Raw genomic sequence first — 15,265 nt, 5'->3', positions numbered from 1 at the left:
CCTTGCATTGTTCCTATGGGCGGAAACTAGTCACGCACATGCGCCTTGACCAGAGCCAGGGCTTTCCCAATGCTGGCGCAGCGGCTAATCAGTCGAAATCCGAGCCTCGTGAAAGCCACCATGCCGCGCATTGACCGCTATATCCTGTCGCAATTCATGACCCTGTTCGGGTTCTTTGCGCTGGTGCTGGTTTCGGTCTATTGGATCAACCGGGCCGTGTCCTTGTTCGAGCAACTGATCTCGGATGGGCAGACTGCTCTGGTCGTGCTGGAATTCACCGCCCTGACCCTGCCCCTTGTCATATCGGTTGTGCTGCCCATCGCGGCCTTTGCCGCCAGCGCCTATGGCACCAACCGGCTGGCATCGGAATCAGAGCTTGTGGCGATGCAGGCAACCGGCATGTCTCCCTGGCGGCTGGCACGGCCGGTCCTGGTTTTTGGTGTGCTTGTCGGGCTGATGGTGGCGCTGCTGGTCCATGCCGTGGTGCCGATGGCACGCGGACGGCTGGCCGACCGGCAGGCCGAAATCGCACAGAATGTCACCGCGCAATTCCTGCGCGCAGGCGCGTTTCAATACCCGGTCAAAGGGGTCACGCTATATATCCGCGACATTGCCGCGGACGGGCGGCTCATGGATTTTTTCCTTGAGGACGCGCGCGACCCCAACAACCAGGCCACCTATACCGCGACCGAGGCGCTGCTGGTCAGGACCGACGCCGGGCCACGGCTGGTCATGATGCGGGGCATGGTCCAGAACCTGCGTCGTTCGGACGGGCGGCAAAGCCTGTCGGTGACGCGTTTTTCCGAACTGGCCTATGACCTCGGGACGCTGATCGACACCGGAGGCAGCCGTCGGCGCGACCTGCGCGCCTATTCGACGCTGCGGTTGCTTGATCCCGACCCAGAGTTGCTGGCCGCGACCGGTGCCACCCCCGACAAGGCGCTGGCCGAGGCGCATGAGCGGCTGTCGAAACCCTTTCAGGCCCCCGTCGCCGCGCTGCTGGGATTTGCCATGCTGCTATTGGGCGGGTTCAGCCGCTTTGGCGTCTGGCGGCAGGTGATCTGGGCTGTGATCGCATTGATTGCAGTACAGTTCCTCGCTACGGCGGCCGAGAATCAGGTTGCGGGCAATGCGGCACGCTGGCCGCTGATCTATGTCTCGCCACTGCTGGGGGCGCTGATCTGCGTCGTGGTGCTGTGGCTTGCCGCGCGCCCAAGGCGGCTGCGCAGCCCGGCACAAACCAGCGAGACGAAGGAGAGTGCGGCATGATCCTGTCTACCTATGTCGCACGGCGCTTTCTGCGCATGCTGGTGATGATTGCATTGATCTTTGGCGCGATCCTGTTTCTGATCGACATTGTCGAGCAGATCCGACGCTTTTCGGATGAAAACATCGGCCTGTCCGGGGCGGCCGGACTGTCGCTGCTGAATATCACCGCAAGCTTTTATTCGATCCTGCCGCTGATCACGGTGCTGGCGGGCATCGCGCTGTTTCTGAGCCTTTCGCGCAGCTCAGAGCTTGTGGCGATCCGCGCCTCGGGCCGGTCGGCGATCCGGGTGCTTTGTGCCCCGGCAGTCACGGCGATTCTGGCCGGGATGCTGGCCGTCGCCGTTCTGAACCCGGTGGTGGCAGCAACCACGAAACGCTACGACGATGCGGTCGAGCGGATGCGCAGCGGAGGCGGCCAGACGGTCAGCGTCGGCGATAACGCAGTCTGGCTGCGTCAGGCCCTGCCCGTCCAGAATGGCGAAAACGGCGGCGAGACCGAGGGGCAGGTCGTCATCCGCGCCAGCCGCGCAAGCCCTGATGCGACAACCCTTTATGACGCGACCTTCATGGTATTTTCGCCCGAATCCGGGCCGACGCGCCGTATCGACGCCGCCACCGCCCGGCTGACCCGCGGCGCGTGGGAGCTGACCGACACCAAGGAATGGCCACTGACCCAGCCCAACCCCGAGGCGATGGCCCGCAAGGCACCCCTGCTTGAACTGCCGACCGATCTGACCGCCGCCCGTATCCGCGACAGTTTCGGCCGGCCCGAGGCAATTCCGGTGTGGCAGTTGCCCGCCTTTATCCGCGGGCTTGAACGTGCAGGATTTTCAGCCCAACGCCATAAGGTATGGCTGCAAATGGAACTGGCCCGCCCGCTGCTGATGGCGGCGATGGTCGCCATTGCGGCGGTGTTCACCATGCGGCATATGCGCGGGCGCAAGATGGGACTTTTGGTGCTTGGCGCCTTTGGTTGCGGCATCGGCCTGTTTTTCCTGCGCAACCTCGCGCAGGTTCTGGGTGACAATGGCGGCATTCCTCCGGCTTTGGCTGGCTGGGCACCCCCCATAGCGGCGCTGCTTTTTGCCTATGGGGCGCTTTTGCGGCTGGAGGATGGTTGATGGCGGGCAGGCATAAGCGACATCGTGGCAGACCGTCGGCACGCGCGGCCTTGCTGGCGGCCCTGCTGCCCGGCGCGGCGCTGGGACAAAGCCTGACGCCCGATGGTCAGACTCTGCCGGTCTATGGTCAGACCGAAGAGGTACAGAAAACCCCTGCCGGACCCGCACTGGCCCCGACCGAATCACCCGATCAGGCCAGGCGCTTTGCAGATGGAACCGAGGCATCGCACACCCCGGTCGTGTCTGTCAGACCGGGTTCTGTCCGTATCACCGGCAGCGGCGAAGAGACCGCGGCCGATCCGGCAACGCTGCTCGCCGATGAGGTGATGCTTAGCGCCGATAACAAGCTGACCGCTTCGGGCGGGGTGGTGATCTGGTACCGCGGCGCGCGGCTGGTCGCCTCACGCGTGGTCTATGACAATGCTACCGGCGCGGCAGTGATCGAGGGGCCTATCCATCTGACCGAGCCTGCCCGCTCTGGCACGCCTGATGAGACCATCCTGATCGCTGACAGCGCGCAACTGGACCCCAACCTTCAGGATGGCATTCTGCGCGGCGCACGGCTGGTTCTTGCCCGCGAAATGCAGATGGCCGCGCGTGAGATGCGCCGCAGCGAAAACGGCAATGTCACCCGGCTTGACAATGTCGTCGCCTCAAGTTGCCAGATCTGCGCCGAGGACCCGATCCCGCTGTGGGAGATCCGGGCCCGTTCGATCACCCATGACCGCCGCACCCGCAAGCTGCATTTTGAACGCCCGCAACTGCGCGCACTTGGCCTGCCGGTCGCGACCCTGCCGTGGCTGACCGCCCCCGACCCCAGCGTCGAGCGCATGACCGGATTCCTGCGACCGCAGTTCCGCACCACCTCGGGGTTGGGCTTCGGGATCAAGCTGCCTTATTTCATCACGCTTGGCGATCATGCGGATATTACGCTGACCCCCTATATCGCGGCCAGCCGCACCTCGACGCTGGAACTGCGCTATCGCCAGGCCTTCTCGAATGGCGCGATGGAATGGAACGGCGCAATCTCGCGCGATGATATCGAACAGGGTCACACCCGCGGCTATCTGTTTGGCGGCGCCCGGTTCGAACTGCCACGCGGCTATATGCTGGGCCTGCAGATCCAGATGGCGAGCAACCGCGCCTATCTGCTGGATTACGACATTTCCGAAGCTGACCGGCTGTGGAGCGGCCTTACCCTTGACCGCGTCCGCCGCGACCGGATGGTCATGGCCCGGATCGGCAATTACGAATCGCTGCGCGATGACGAACCCGAGGCCGCGACCCCCACCATGGTAGCCGATGCGCTGTGGAAACGGCGCTGGACGCCGGAGCGGATCGGCGGGATCGCAAATCTGGAATGGTCCCTGCACGCTCATCGTCGGTCATCCAGCGAAGACGGCGAAAGCGGGCGCGACATGGCCCGTGGTTCGGTCTCGCTTGGCTGGCTGCGCAGCGCCATCCTGCCCGGCGGGCTGGTCGGCACAGTCCAGACCCAGGCCAATGTCGATTTCTACCGCATCAATCAGGACAGTGCCTATGAGGACTGGGTGATGCGCGCCGACCCGGTTCTGGCGGCCGAGCTGCGCTGGCCCCTTGCCCGCCATTCTGGCGGCGTTACCCATATGATCGAACCGGTCGCCCAGCTTATCTGGTCCCCTGACAGGGATGACGACGACGATGTCCCGAATGAGGACAGCCGGCTGATCGAATTCGACGAAGGCAACCTCTTTTCGCTGAACCGCTTCCCGGGCCGGGACGCACGCGAATCGGGCTGGCGCGCGAACCTTGGCCTTAGCTGGACGCGAATCGATCCGGCAGGCTGGTCGGTCGGGATGACGGCGGGACGGGTTTTCCGCTCAGATGCCGATCCGGCCTTTGAAAATAGCGGGCTCTTGGGCGGCCACCGCTCGGACTGGCTGCTTGCGGCGCATTATTCGGGGGCGAACGGGCTTGCCATCTCGAACCGCGCACTTTTCGATGACAGTTTCTCGATCAGCCGCAATGAGCTGCGTCTGGGCTGGTTCCGGCCCGGGCTTCAGGTCTCGGCCGGGTATCTCTGGTTTGATTCGGATGAAAGCGAAAGCCGGCCCGATGATGTGTCCGAACTTACCATGGCCGGTGGCTGGCAGATCGCCGACGGCTGGTGGGCGACGACCGAGACGCGCTATGACTTTACTGCGGACCGGGCCCAGAAAGCGCAGTTGGGGCTGGAATTCCGCAATGAATGCATGACAGTCGAGATGTCGGTCGAGCGGCGTTTCACCTCATCCGAAGAGTTGCGGCCCGACACCCGTTTCGACCTTGGCATCCGGCTTGGCGGCTTTGGTCGGCAAAAGCCCGGTCCGGGAACGGTGGCGCGTCGCGCCTGCCTGCGCTAATGTCCGGCAAAACCATGCGGCGAGGGAGCTGATGCGGCGAATACTTCTGGGGGCGGCCATGGCCGCGATGCTGGCAGGAAGCGGGGTTTCCCCGGCATTTGCGCAGGGCAATCCATTCCAGCCGCTGATTTATATTAACGACTCGGCCATCACCCGGTACGAGGTTGATCAGCGCATCCGCTTTATGCAGCTGCTGCGCGCGCCCGAGGCAGATCGCGCGGCGGCCGAACAGGCGCTGATCGACGACCGGCTGCGGGTGTTTGCCGCGCGCCAGCTGGGCATCACTGCAAGTGATGAACAGATCGACGCCGGGCTCGCTGAATTTGCCGGCCGCGCCAATATGGGGGTCGAGGATTTTATTCAGGCCCTTGGATCGGCAGGGGTCGAAAGACAGGCTTTCCGTGACTTCGTCGCCGCTGGTGTTGTCTGGCGCGAAGTGGTCCGCCAACGTGTCATGCCTCAGGTCAGGATCTCGGACGCCGAGGTTGATCAAGAGCTGCAGCGCGTAATCGAAACCCCGCGCGTCACCCATATCGCTCTGTCCGAGCTGATCATCCCTGCTCCGCCCGGACAAGAAGAGCAGGCGATGGACCTTGCGGAATCGCTGGTGCAAAACGTCCGTTCAGAGGCTGACTTTGCTGCGGCCGCGCGCCGCTATTCGGCGACGCCTTCGGCGCCTCAGGGCGGGCGGTTGCCCTGGACGCCGCTGGCGAACCTGCCCCCTTCGCTGCAACCGATAGTCCTGTCGATGAAGCCGGGCCAGATCAGCCAGCCGCTCAGCGTTCAGGGTGCCGTGGTGCTGTTTTATCTGCGCGATACGCGTGGCACCTTGCGCCCCGGTGCGAAAGAGCAGGTGCTGGACTACGTCCGCTTCCGCCTTGCAAGCATCGCTGATGCGCAGCGCATTGCAGCCGTTTCAAATAGTTGCGAAGAACTGTTCATCCATGCACGCGGCCTGCCACCCGAACAGATCCAGCGTCAGACGCTGTCGCAAGGCCAGATCCCGACCACCGAGGCGCTGCGCCTTGCAGTGCTTGACGACAATGAAGCGGTCGTTTCGGGTCAGGATGGCGCGGCCGAGATCCTGATGCTTTGTAAGCGCCAGTCGGCCCTGATTGCCGGGGGCGCGCAGCCAGCCCCGGTCGCCACCGCCGCCGCCGGAGGGGAAGATGCCGCGATGCCCGATCCCGACGCGCTGCCTGACCGCGAAGAGGTCCGAAACCAGGTTTTCAACCGCAAGATCAATATGGCCGCAGAGAACTATCTGGCCGAACTGCGCGCCAATGCCGTTATCCGGCGCCCCTGAGCGCGGCCATAATGCCGGGGGCACTTTACCCCCGGCCCCGCAAGGGCATCTGGGACACTGAAATATGACTGAAGCCCGCCCCATTCTTCTGACCTGCGGCGAACCGGCGGGCATAGGGCCCGAACTCGCGCCTAAGGCGTTGGCTGCGGATGTGCCCTTTGTCTTTCTTGGCGACCCGCGCCATCTGCCCGAAGGTACAGACTGGTCTGAGGTTTCGGACCTTGGCGACAAGGTCCCGCCCGGGGTTCTGCCCGTACTTCGTCACGATTTTCCAGCCCCGGCCCGGCCCGGAATACCAGACCCCGCCAATGCCCCGGCCGTGATCGAAGTCATCGCCCGTGCCGTCGGTCTGGCAATGTCCGGCGCGGCAGGCGGAATCTGCACCCTGCCGATCAACAAGGAGGCGCTGAAGCGTGGCGCCGGTTTTGCCTTCCCGGGCCATACCGAATATCTGGCCCATCTGGCCGGAGACGTGCCGGTGGTGATGATGCTCGCCTCGACCACGGTCGAACCGCCCTGCCGGGTGGTGCCGGTAACCATTCACATCGCCCTTTCCGAGGTGCCCGCCGCCCTGACGCCCAAAAGCCTTACCCAGGCGATTCGCATCACTGATGCTGCGATGCGCCGCGATTTCGGGATTAAGCAGCCACGGTTGGCAATCGCCGGGCTGAACCCTCATGCCGGGGAAAACGGCGTTATGGGCGACGAGGAAATGCGTTGGATCGCCCCCCTGATCGAGCAGCTCCGGCGCGAAGAAGGTCTGGACCTGCGAGGCCCGCTGCCCGCCGACACAATGTTTCATCCCTCGGCACGCGCACGTTATGATGCGGCGCTTTGCGCCTATCACGATCAGGCGCTGATCCCGATCAAGACGCTGGATTTCGCGGGCGGGGTCAATGTGACGCTGGGACTGCCCTTCGTGCGGACATCGCCCGACCATGGTACGGCCTTTGATATTGCAGGCCAGGGCATCGCCGATGCAGCCAGCGTCATCGCTGCGCTGCGCATGGCCTGGGATATGGCGGGGCGCAGGAAATGAGCACCATCGACGGACTGCCGCCCTTGCGCGATGTGATCGCGCGCCACGACCTGAGGGCGAAAAAACAGCTTGGGCAAAACTTTCTGCTCGACCTGAACCTGACCGCCAAGATCGCCCGTGCTGCGGGGGATCTGGCGGGCTGCGACGTGATCGAGGTCGGCCCCGGTCCGGGCGGACTGACGCGTGGCTTGCTGGCCGAGGGCGCAAGGCATGTGCTCGCGATCGAAAAGGATGCACGTGCCCTGCCCGCTCTGGCCGAGATCGCCTCGGCCTATCCCGGACGGTTGACCGTGATCCATGGCGATGCGCTTGAAATCGATCCGCTGGCGCATCTGACGCCGCCAATCCGCATTGTCGCCAACCTGCCCTATAACGTCGGGACCGAGCTTCTGATCCGCTGGCTGACGCCTGCGGCATGGCCGCCCTTCTGGCAATCGTTGACGCTGATGTTTCAGAAAGAGGTGGCCGAGCGGATCGTCGCCCAGCCGGGCGGCAAGGCATATGGCCGGCTGGCGGTGCTGGCGCAATGGCGAGCCGAGGCGCGGATCGTCATGACCCTGCCGCCCGAAGCTTTCGTACCCGCGCCCAAGGTTCACTCGGCAGTGGTGCATCTGACCGCCCTGCCCGAGCCGCGCTATCCAGCCGACCCGGCGGTCCTCAGCCGTGTTGTCGCAGCAGGCTTTAATCAGCGGCGCAAGATGCTGCGCGCCGCCCTGAAAGGTTTGCACCCCGATATTGAGGCCTTGCTGGTCGCCGCCGGAATCTCACCTACAGCACGGGCTGAAGAAATCGGGCTGGAGCGGTTTTGCGCGCTGGCGCGGGGTCTTGCCGCCGCGCCGCGCTGATCGCGTTACTCGCCCGAGGCATCCTCAGGCTGCACTTTGGGGGCACGCGACCGGCCACCCTGCGCACGGGTCGAGGTTTTAGCGGCCGGAGCCTTTTCATCCTCTTCCACGGCCTTCTTGCGGCTGCGCGTAGCGGTGCCAGCGGGACGGCCACGACGGCGCGGCTCGGCCTCTTCGGCAGCCGGCCCGGGCGTGGCTGCGGAGGCTTCTGGCTCGGCGCTCGCCTCAGGGGCAGTTCCGGCCGGAGCCGGAGCTACCGCAGGGGCTTCGCTTTCCGGGGTTTCGACCGGGCCGCTTCGACGCTCTTCGGGGGCAATCGCCAGAGGCAGACCGGGAAGAGTGGGCTCTGCCACGGCCTCCTGCGGGCATTCCTCTGCGCGGCTGGCGCGGCGATCCTCACGCCGGTCATCGCGACGCTCGTCACGCCGGTCATCACGACGATCATGGCGTTCCTGACGCTCTTGCCGGTCCTGACGTTCATGGCGCGGCTCATGCCGTTCATGGCGATGGCCGTTCTGGCCGTTGCCGTTTTCTGACGGCCCCGAATGACCATGGCCGTTACCATTGCCATTGGCATTCCCATTGCCCTCGTAATCATCGTCACGGGACTGATGGTGTTGCTGCTGGCGTTCGGCCTGCTCACGCTGTGCCTCACCCAGAAGACGGGTGTAATGCTCTGCGTGCTGAAGAAAATTCTGCTCAGCCACCCGGTCATTGGAGAGCTGGGCATCACGGGCAAGCGTAAGGTATTTTTCGATGATCTGCTGGGGCGTGCCGCGCACCTTGCCCTCGGGTCCCGAAGAATCAAAGACACGGTTAACGATATTGCCCAGCGAACGCTGTCGGTTCGACTTGTTACGCGAACGGGATTTGGATGATCTCATCAGCTTGTTGTCAGTTTATGCCCGGCAAAAGCCGGCTGAGGTTAGGGTCATCTCTAAGGCGAGTGCCAGCGCAGGAGCGGCGCTTGGCCTGGTTCCCGCGTCACCAGTGTAGGCTGGGTTATCTGAGTATAACTGACCCGTGCGTGGGCTGCTCGCCCCCGTCACAATTGCGAATAAACATGCCGCGCCGCGGCTTACAAGCGAAATTTTCATCTCCTGGCATGAAAAGCGCGGATCATTGCCGGCTCAGGGCGCATTACGAGCGCAAACAACCCGGTCACGACCATCAAGATCAGGCAGGATACGCACATCAATCAGCCCGGCAGCACGCATCAGCCCCGCGACGGCAGCGCCTTGCGTCGGGCCGATTTCAACCATCAGGCGGCCGCCGGGCGACAGGTGTGCGGGCGCTCCGGCGGCAATGGCGCGATAGGCGGTAAGCCCGTCAGCCTCATCCGTCAGGGCCTGACGCGGCTCCCATTTCTGCACTTCGGGGACAAGATCGCCCATTTCATCCAGCGCGATATAGGGCGGATTCGAGACGATCAAATCAAAGGTTTCCGTGATCGCCATAAACCAGTCAGATTCGAGGAAATTTGCAGAAACATTTATTTTATATGCATTTTCTTTCGCAACTTCCAGCGCCTTTGCGGAAATATCGGTGCCTGTCCCGCGCACACCCGGCCGCTCGGCCAGAAGCGAGATCAGAATGGCGCCCGTCCCGGTACCAAGATCAAGAACGGATGAGAAAGGCTCGGCCAGCGCCGCCTCGACCAGCGTTTCGGTTTCGGGCCGCGGGTCAAGCGTATCGCGGGTGACGCGGAACTCATGCTTCCAAAATGCGCGGCGGCCAAGGATCTGACTGACCGGCTGACGCTCGGCCCGCGCGGCAATGACTGCGTCAAAACGCCGCAACATCTCTGAGGGCAGCGGAGCGGCCAGTGCCCCGGTCAACCTATGGCGCGGCACATCCAGAATATGGGCAAGCAGCAGGCGCGCGTCATCCGCCGCGCCGGGAACACCAGCGGCAGCAAGACGCCTGGCGCCTTGGCGCAGCGCCTCGGCCCCGGTCATGCGCTTAGACCCCTTCCGCAGCAGCCAGGCGCGCGGCCTGATCGTGGGTGGTCAGCGCATCGACGACCTCGCCCAGATCACCCTGAATGATGCGGTCCAGCGAATAAAGGGTCAGGCCAATGCGATGATCGGTCATCCGCCCTTGCGGAAAGTTATAGGTGCGGATGCGTTCGGAACGGTCGCCAGATCCGACCTGAGACCTGCGATCAGCTGCACGCTCAGCATCAGCGCGCGAGCGTTCCAGATCGTAAAGCCGGGCGCGCAGCACGGCCATGGCGTTGGCGCGGTTCTGGTGCTGGGACTTTTCCGAACTGGTCACGACGATACCGGTCGGCAGGTGGGTGATGCGCACCGCCGAATCGGTCGTGTTGACGTGCTGGCCGCCCGCACCGCTGGCCCTCATGGTGTCGATGCGAATGTCATTGGCTGGAATCTCGATATCGACCTCTTGCGCTTCGGGCAGCACCGCGACGGTCGCAGCACTGGTATGAATACGCCCGCCCGATTCTGTTTCGGGAACGCGCTGAACGCGATGAACGCCGGATTCGTATTTCAGCCGGGCAAAGACGCCTTCGCCCTCGATCCGCGCTACGGCCTCGCGTACGCCACCCAGATCGGATTCGGCAAGCTCAAGCAGCTGGAACTGCCAGCCCTGCGATTCGGCAAAGCGGCGATACATGTTGAGCAGATCCGCCGCAAACAGCGCGGCCTCTTCGCCGCCGGTTCCGGGGCGGATCTCAAGGATCGCGGGGCGGGCATCAGCAGCGTCGCGGGGCAAAAGCGCAATGCGCAGCGCGTGCTCCAGATCCGGCAGCAGACTGCGCAGACGCGACAGCTCATCCTCGGCCAGTTCGCGCATCTCGGGATCGGCAAGCATTGCCTGGGCTTCGCGGATGCCGTCCTGTGCTGCACGCCATTCACCGATCTGGGCGACGACGGGCTTTAGCTCGGCATATTCGCGGCTGATCGCCGCAATCTCGTCCGGGGCGGGCCCGGCGTTCAGCCGCGCTTCGAGATACTCGAAACGCTCGACGATCTGGTTAAGGCGGTCCTGCGGCAGCATGAGGTGGAATTAGCCCCTGCGCGCGCCACCGGCAAGGCGGAACCGCGTGGCGGTCTGATACAGATCAAGGCGCCCGTCCGGACCATGAGGCACAATAGCCTTGGCGCGCGACCCAACTCATGTCCTGAGGAGGCATAACGTGAAATTCGTCCCCCTGCTGACCGCAACGAGCCTTGCCCTGTCGGCGCTTGCCGCCTCGGCACAGGTCGCAGCCATCGACAGCAGCGCCCTGCGCGAAGAAGCCAAGGGCATATTCGAGGCGATTCCCGAAACGCTGACCGCTATCAAGCAGACCGAAGAAAACCCCGGGGGCGTCCCCCTGACCGCCGAGAAAATCGAGCTGGGCAAGGCACTGTTTTTTGACCCGCGCATGTCGCGCTCGGGCCTGATCTCGTGCCAGACCTGCCATAACGTCGGGATCGGCGGCGTCGACGGTTTGCCAACCTCGGTCGGGCATGGCTGGCAGCATGGGCCGCGCAACGCCCCCACGATGCTGAATGCGATCTTTAACGCCGCACAGTTCTGGGATGGCCGCGCCCCGGACCTTGCCGAACAGGCCAAAGGCCCCGTGCAGGCCAATGTCGAGATGAGCAATACCCCGGAAGAGCTGGTCAAGACGCTGAACTCGATGCCGGAATATACCGAGGCCTTCAAAGCGGCCTTCCCCGACCAGCAGGACCCGGTGAGCTTTGACAACTTCGCTGCCGCAATCGAACAGTTCGAGGCAACGCTGATCACCCCGCACAGTGCCTTTGACCGTTTTCTGACCGGCGACGATAACGCGCTGAACGAACAGCAAAAGCGCGGATTGCAGGCCTTTATGGATACCGGCTGCACGGGCTGTCATTATGGGATTAACTTTGGCGGACAGGACTACCATCCCTTTGGCCTGATTGCCAAACCGGGCGCGGATGTTCTGCCCGTTGCAGACAAGGGCCGGTATGAAATCAGCCTGACGGCCAGCGACGAATATGTCTTCCGCGCCGCGCCGCTGCGCAACGTTGCGCTGACCGCGCCCTATTTCCACTCGGGCGTGGTCTGGGATCTGAAAGAGGCGGTGCAGATCATGTCTTCGGCCCAGCTCGGGACTGAACTGACGCCGGAACAGGTTGACGATATCGTCGCCTTCCTTGGCGCACTGACGGGCGAGCAGCCGCAGATCACCCATCCGATCCTGCCAGCCCGGACCGACACGACACCTCTGCCCGCCCCCATGTAAGAGGGCGCGAATGAAAAAGGGGCCCGACCGGGGGCCCTTTATCTGGTGCGATGGTGACTGTTACTCGGCCTTTACCGCCTCGACAGTCACCTTGATTTCGACCTCATCAGCAATGGCCGGGGCGAATTTACCAAGGTTGAATTCCGAGCGTTTGATATCGGCCTCCCCATCGAAACCGGCAGCTTCCTTGCCGGTCATCGGATGGTTGCCGCGCTGGTTCAGATCAACGTCCAGCACCACCTGCTTGGTAACGCCGTTCAGCGTCAGATCGCCGGTGACTCTGGCTTCGTCATCGCCATCAAGCTCGACCTTGGTCGATTTGAAGGTCGCGACCGCGCCGCTTGCATCGGTGTTAAAGAAATCCGGCCCGAACAAATGCTTGTCCAGCTCTTCGGAAACGGTGCGCAGGCCCGACAGCGGGATCGTCGCCTCAACGCTGGAATTGGCCGGGTTCTCTGCATCAAGCAGCAGTTTGCCGGTCACGCCATTGATGATGCCAGTGCTCGTCGAAAAGCCAAGGTGGCTGTACTCGAACACCACCTGGCTGTGCGAAGGATCAAACTCATAGGCCACCGGCTCGGCCATGGCGGCAGTGGTGCCAAGCAGGACAAGCGCTGCGGCGGGGGCGAGGATGGTTTTCATGCTGAACTCCCGTTTGAAAAGGTTGCATCGGTTCTGCCAGAAAATACCCCGGCATCAACAATGGTTTCCCACAATAAACCTGACATTTTCGTGTTTCGCCGCAGCGCCGGAACTCTGTCGCCGCCATGGCGATTTTCCGGGATTTTATGGTGTTTTGCCTTGCAATCCCGGCCCGGACCGATATAAGGCCGCATCCTTCCGCAAATGCGAAACCGGCGCAGCCTCTCGTGGCGGGGCGCGGAAGGGATGTCCCGCCGTTGAAATGCGCCCCGACACAAAGGTGCAGACATGCCGCTTTATGAGCATGTGATGATCGCCCGTCAGGACCTGTCGAATGCACAGGCCGAAGGGCTGATCGAACATTTTTCGACCGTGATCGCCGATAACGGCGGCAAGGTCGTGGACAGCGAATACTGGGGCGTGCGCACGCTCGCCTATAAAATCAACAAGAACCGCAAGGGCCATTACGCCTTCCTGCGTTCGGACGCGCCCTCGGCCGCCGTGCAGGAGATGGAGCGTCTGGCCGGTCTGCACGAAGATGTCATGCGCGTGCTGACCATCCGCGTGGACGAGCACAAAGAAGGCCCGTCGATCCAGATGCAGAAACGTGACGAGCGCAGCGAGCGTGGCGAACGCCGCGAGCGCCGTGAGCGCGACGACCGGAACTAAGGGAAAGGAACCAGATCATGGCTAACAAACCTTTCTTCCGCCGCCGGAAAGTCTGCCCCTTCTCGGGTGAGAACGCCCCGACCATCGATTACAAGGACACGCGCCTGCTGCAGCGTTACATCAGTGAACGCGGCAAGATCGTGCCCTCGCGCATCACCGCCGTCTCGGCCAAGAAGCAGCGTGAACTTGCGCGCGCCATCAAACGCGCCCGCTTCCTCGCCCTGCTGCCCTATGCCGTGAAGTAAGGAGAGACGATCATGCAAGTCATCCTGCTGGAACGTGTGGCCAAGCTGGGCCAGATGGGCGACGTGGTGAAGGTCAAGGACGGGTTCGCACGCAACTTCCTCTTGCCGCAAGGCAAGGCGCTGCGTGCCTCGGACGCCAACATTCAGGCTTTCGAAGCCCGCAAGGCCGAACTCGCCGCCCGCAACGACGAGACCCGCGACGAGGCACAAAAGATCGCCGAGAAGCTGGAAGGTCAGACCTTCATCATCATCCGCTCGGCTTCGGATTCGGGCGCGCTCTATGGCTCGGTCACCCCACGCGACGCCGCCGAGGCCGCTCAGGCCGAGGGCTTTGCGGTCGAGCGCCGTCAGGTCGTTCTGACCGCTCCGATCAAAGAGCTGGGTCTGCACGACATCCGCGTGCACCTGCACCCGGAAGTTGATGTGACGATCCGCCTGAACGTTGCCCGTTCGGCCGAAGAGGCCGAGCTGCAAGCTACGGGCAAATCGATCCAGGAACTGGCCGCCGAAGAAGAGGCTGCTGCCGATTTCGAGATCGCCGAACTCTTCGACGATATCGGCGCGGCCGGCCGCGACGAGGACGAAGCCGAAAGCTGATCTCAGCCCGGCAATCGCTATTATGGAAAAACGCGCCGCAACCTGGCGCGTTTTTTCATGGGCGGCGTCGACATACGCCGGGCGGAACATTCCTTGCAGTTCAGGGGTTGAGATAGAAAGCCTCCGACAGCCAGAGGATCTGCCTTCATGCCCGATCACGACGATCTGCCCTTTGACGATGATACGCCGCCCATCACCCGCACAGCTGCTGATGAGACGAGCCAGACCCGATTTGGCCCCCAGCCGGTGCCCGAAGGTCATCACCGTCCATCAGGACCGGCAGAATCGCGGCGCATCCCGCCGCATGGCGATGTCGCGCCTGATGGTCTTCGCGCTTGGCCGCGCCCCTCACGCCCGGCGAAATGGCTGGTCTGGGGCGGAGCAGGACTTGCAGCCGCTGCTTTGACAGTGGGGGCAGCCTATGCCGCACGCGGGCTGGTCGATCTGCTGGCGGATGACAAGCGCGCGCCCTCATCGCGCAGCAGGGATGCAGCCCCCTCGGCCCCGCCAAAAGAGCCTGCGCGAAAACCCCGCCCGCCCAGGGCGACACGGCGCGCCCCGCGCCAGAATCTGTTGCAAGAGGTCGAGGCAAACACTGCCAGCCTGACCAATGGCATTGAAAATGTGATGGGCGCCATGGCCGCCGCGCTGGAAGGCTTTCGCACCGTCGCCGGTCAGGCCAGCGCCATCATGCAGGAATTCGGCGATGCCGCAGCACTGGTCAGCAGTCTCACCGGCCGCAATCCGGCTGAGCCGCACACGCCCAAACCACGGCGCGACAGCGGCCCTATGCCCGATCTGCGTGATGATCCCCTGACCCACGATCCAATGGACGGTCCCGAGGGGAAAGGCCCCGCTGATCACGATCCACGCCTGCATCGGCTGTAGGGCCGAATATGAAAAGGGCCGCC

General features: G+C 63.4%; 15 protein-coding genes. 11 read left to right on the top strand and 4 right to left on the bottom strand.

Annotated features, from left to right (window positions below; translation table 11 throughout):
• The first annotated feature begins 120 nt into the window (after window positions 1-120).
• The 6 genes from lptF (at window position 121) to rsmA (ending at window position 7,961) form a co-directional block, all read left to right on the top strand.
• Entirely contained in the window at window positions 121-1,269 is a 1,149-nt protein-coding gene (gene lptF, locus F8A10_RS05015) for an LPS export ABC transporter permease LptF (protein ID WP_010396818.1), read from the top strand.
• Window positions 1,266-2,390, top strand: coding sequence for an LPS export ABC transporter permease LptG (lptG, locus tag F8A10_RS05010; RefSeq protein WP_085501960.1), 1,125 nt, complete (start codon window positions 1,266-1,268; stop codon window positions 2,388-2,390). The genes lptF and lptG overlap by 4 nt, the downstream gene beginning before the upstream one ends.
• Window positions 2,390-4,771 (top strand): LPS-assembly protein LptD, encoded by a 2,382-nt coding sequence (locus F8A10_RS05005; RefSeq protein ID WP_010396822.1) that lies wholly within the window; start codon window positions 2,390-2,392, stop codon window positions 4,769-4,771. The genes lptG and F8A10_RS05005 overlap by 1 nt, the downstream gene beginning before the upstream one ends.
• Window positions 4,772-4,802: 31 nt before the next feature.
• Window positions 4,803-6,077, top strand: coding sequence for a peptidylprolyl isomerase (locus tag F8A10_RS05000; protein WP_029372146.1), 1,275 nt, complete (start codon window positions 4,803-4,805; stop codon window positions 6,075-6,077).
• Between the two features lie 64 nt (window positions 6,078-6,141).
• Complete coding sequence (pdxA, locus tag F8A10_RS04995) at window positions 6,142-7,116, top strand: 4-hydroxythreonine-4-phosphate dehydrogenase PdxA (RefSeq protein WP_010396827.1); 975 nt, start codon at window positions 6,142-6,144, stop codon at window positions 7,114-7,116.
• Window positions 7,113-7,961 (top strand): 16S rRNA (adenine(1518)-N(6)/adenine(1519)-N(6))-dimethyltransferase RsmA, encoded by an 849-nt coding sequence (rsmA, locus tag F8A10_RS04990; RefSeq protein ID WP_152366831.1) that lies wholly within the window; start codon window positions 7,113-7,115, stop codon window positions 7,959-7,961. The genes pdxA and rsmA overlap by 4 nt, the downstream gene beginning before the upstream one ends.
• Window positions 7,962-7,966: 5 nt before the next feature.
• Here rsmA and F8A10_RS04985 read toward each other — a convergent pair whose 3' ends face one another.
• The 3 genes from F8A10_RS04985 to prfA form a co-directional block, all read right to left on the bottom strand.
• A complete protein-coding gene (locus F8A10_RS04985) occupies window positions 7,967-8,845 on the bottom strand; it encodes a DUF4167 domain-containing protein (protein ID WP_152366830.1) in 879 nt (292 codons plus the stop codon).
• 246 nt (window positions 8,846-9,091) lie between these two features.
• Window positions 9,092-9,919: a peptide chain release factor N(5)-glutamine methyltransferase gene (gene prmC, locus F8A10_RS04980; RefSeq protein WP_152366829.1), complete on the bottom strand. Its 828-nt coding sequence runs from the start codon at window positions 9,917-9,919 to the stop codon at window positions 9,092-9,094.
• A 4-nt stretch (window positions 9,920-9,923) separates the two neighbouring features.
• Window positions 9,924-10,982 (bottom strand): peptide chain release factor 1, encoded by a 1,059-nt coding sequence (prfA, locus tag F8A10_RS04975; protein ID WP_152366828.1) that lies wholly within the window; start codon window positions 10,980-10,982, stop codon window positions 9,924-9,926.
• Window positions 10,983-11,121: 139 nt separating this feature from the next.
• Here prfA and F8A10_RS04970 point away from each other — a divergent pair, with 139 nt between their 5' ends.
• Entirely contained in the window at window positions 11,122-12,201 is a 1,080-nt protein-coding gene (locus tag F8A10_RS04970; RefSeq protein WP_152366827.1) for a cytochrome-c peroxidase, read from the top strand.
• Window positions 12,202-12,261: 60 nt separating this feature from the next.
• Here the strand turns inward: F8A10_RS04970 and F8A10_RS04965 are convergent, their stop codons facing one another.
• The gene (locus tag F8A10_RS04965) at window positions 12,262-12,843 is read right to left on the bottom strand and encodes a YceI family protein (RefSeq protein WP_085501966.1); all 582 of its coding nucleotides are present in this window, start codon (window positions 12,841-12,843) and stop codon (window positions 12,262-12,264) included.
• A gap of 288 nt (window positions 12,844-13,131) precedes the next feature.
• Between F8A10_RS04965 and rpsF the strand changes: the two genes are divergently transcribed.
• The 4 genes from rpsF to F8A10_RS04945 all read left to right on the top strand — a co-directional run bounded on the left by rpsF (window position 13,132) and on the right by F8A10_RS04945 (window position 15,242).
• Window positions 13,132-13,512, top strand: coding sequence for a 30S ribosomal protein S6 (gene rpsF, locus F8A10_RS04960; protein WP_010396838.1), 381 nt, complete (start codon window positions 13,132-13,134; stop codon window positions 13,510-13,512).
• A gap of 17 nt (window positions 13,513-13,529) precedes the next feature.
• Window positions 13,530-13,757 (top strand): 30S ribosomal protein S18, encoded by a 228-nt coding sequence (rpsR, locus tag F8A10_RS04955; RefSeq protein ID WP_010396850.1) that lies wholly within the window; start codon window positions 13,530-13,532, stop codon window positions 13,755-13,757.
• 12 nt (window positions 13,758-13,769) lie between these two features.
• Complete coding sequence (gene rplI, locus F8A10_RS04950; RefSeq protein WP_010396852.1) at window positions 13,770-14,354, top strand: 50S ribosomal protein L9; 585 nt, start codon at window positions 13,770-13,772, stop codon at window positions 14,352-14,354.
• Between the two features lie 147 nt (window positions 14,355-14,501).
• The gene (locus tag F8A10_RS04945) at window positions 14,502-15,242 is read left to right on the top strand and encodes a hypothetical protein (RefSeq protein ID WP_152366826.1); all 741 of its coding nucleotides are present in this window, start codon (window positions 14,502-14,504) and stop codon (window positions 15,240-15,242) included.
• Window positions 15,243-15,265 lie beyond the last annotated feature (23 nt).

The organism is Paracoccus kondratievae (assembly GCF_009301415.1).
In the GTDB taxonomy this organism is placed as follows: Bacteria; Pseudomonadota; Alphaproteobacteria; order Rhodobacterales; family Rhodobacteraceae; genus Paracoccus; species Paracoccus kondratievae.
The sequence above is the reverse complement of the archived record's forward strand: the minus strand, read 5'-3'. Positions and strand labels throughout refer to the sequence as shown.

What these genes read in the sequence shown, in the direction of transcription:
- F8A10_RS05005 (WP_010396822.1), top strand. Translation starts at nt 2,390, where the DNA reads ATGGCGGGCAGGCATAAGCGACATCGTGGCAGACCGTCGGCACGCGCG.
- F8A10_RS04945 (WP_152366826.1), top strand. Translation starts at nt 14,502, where the DNA reads ATGCCCGATCACGACGATCTGCCCTTTGACGATGATACGCCGCCCATC.
- lptG (WP_085501960.1), top strand. Translation starts at nt 1,266, where the DNA reads ATGATCCTGTCTACCTATGTCGCACGGCGCTTTCTGCGCATGCTGGTG.
- rpsF (WP_010396838.1), top strand. Translation starts at nt 13,132, where the DNA reads ATGCCGCTTTATGAGCATGTGATGATCGCCCGTCAGGACCTGTCGAAT.
- rplI (WP_010396852.1), top strand. Translation starts at nt 13,770, where the DNA reads ATGCAAGTCATCCTGCTGGAACGTGTGGCCAAGCTGGGCCAGATGGGC.
- prfA (WP_152366828.1), bottom strand. Translation starts at nt 10,982, where the DNA reads ATGCTGCCGCAGGACCGCCTTAACCAGATCGTCGAGCGTTTCGAGTAT.
- rsmA (WP_152366831.1), top strand. Translation starts at nt 7,113, where the DNA reads ATGAGCACCATCGACGGACTGCCGCCCTTGCGCGATGTGATCGCGCGC.
- rpsR (WP_010396850.1), top strand. Translation starts at nt 13,530, where the DNA reads ATGGCTAACAAACCTTTCTTCCGCCGCCGGAAAGTCTGCCCCTTCTCG.
- prmC (WP_152366829.1), bottom strand. Translation starts at nt 9,919, where the DNA reads ATGACCGGGGCCGAGGCGCTGCGCCAAGGCGCCAGGCGTCTTGCTGCC.
- F8A10_RS04965 (WP_085501966.1), bottom strand. Translation starts at nt 12,843, where the DNA reads ATGAAAACCATCCTCGCCCCCGCCGCAGCGCTTGTCCTGCTTGGCACC.
- F8A10_RS05000 (WP_029372146.1), top strand. Translation starts at nt 4,803, where the DNA reads ATGCGGCGAATACTTCTGGGGGCGGCCATGGCCGCGATGCTGGCAGGA.
- lptF (WP_010396818.1), top strand. Translation starts at nt 121, where the DNA reads ATGCCGCGCATTGACCGCTATATCCTGTCGCAATTCATGACCCTGTTC.
- pdxA (WP_010396827.1), top strand. Translation starts at nt 6,142, where the DNA reads ATGACTGAAGCCCGCCCCATTCTTCTGACCTGCGGCGAACCGGCGGGC.
- F8A10_RS04985 (WP_152366830.1), bottom strand. Translation starts at nt 8,845, where the DNA reads ATGAGATCATCCAAATCCCGTTCGCGTAACAAGTCGAACCGACAGCGT.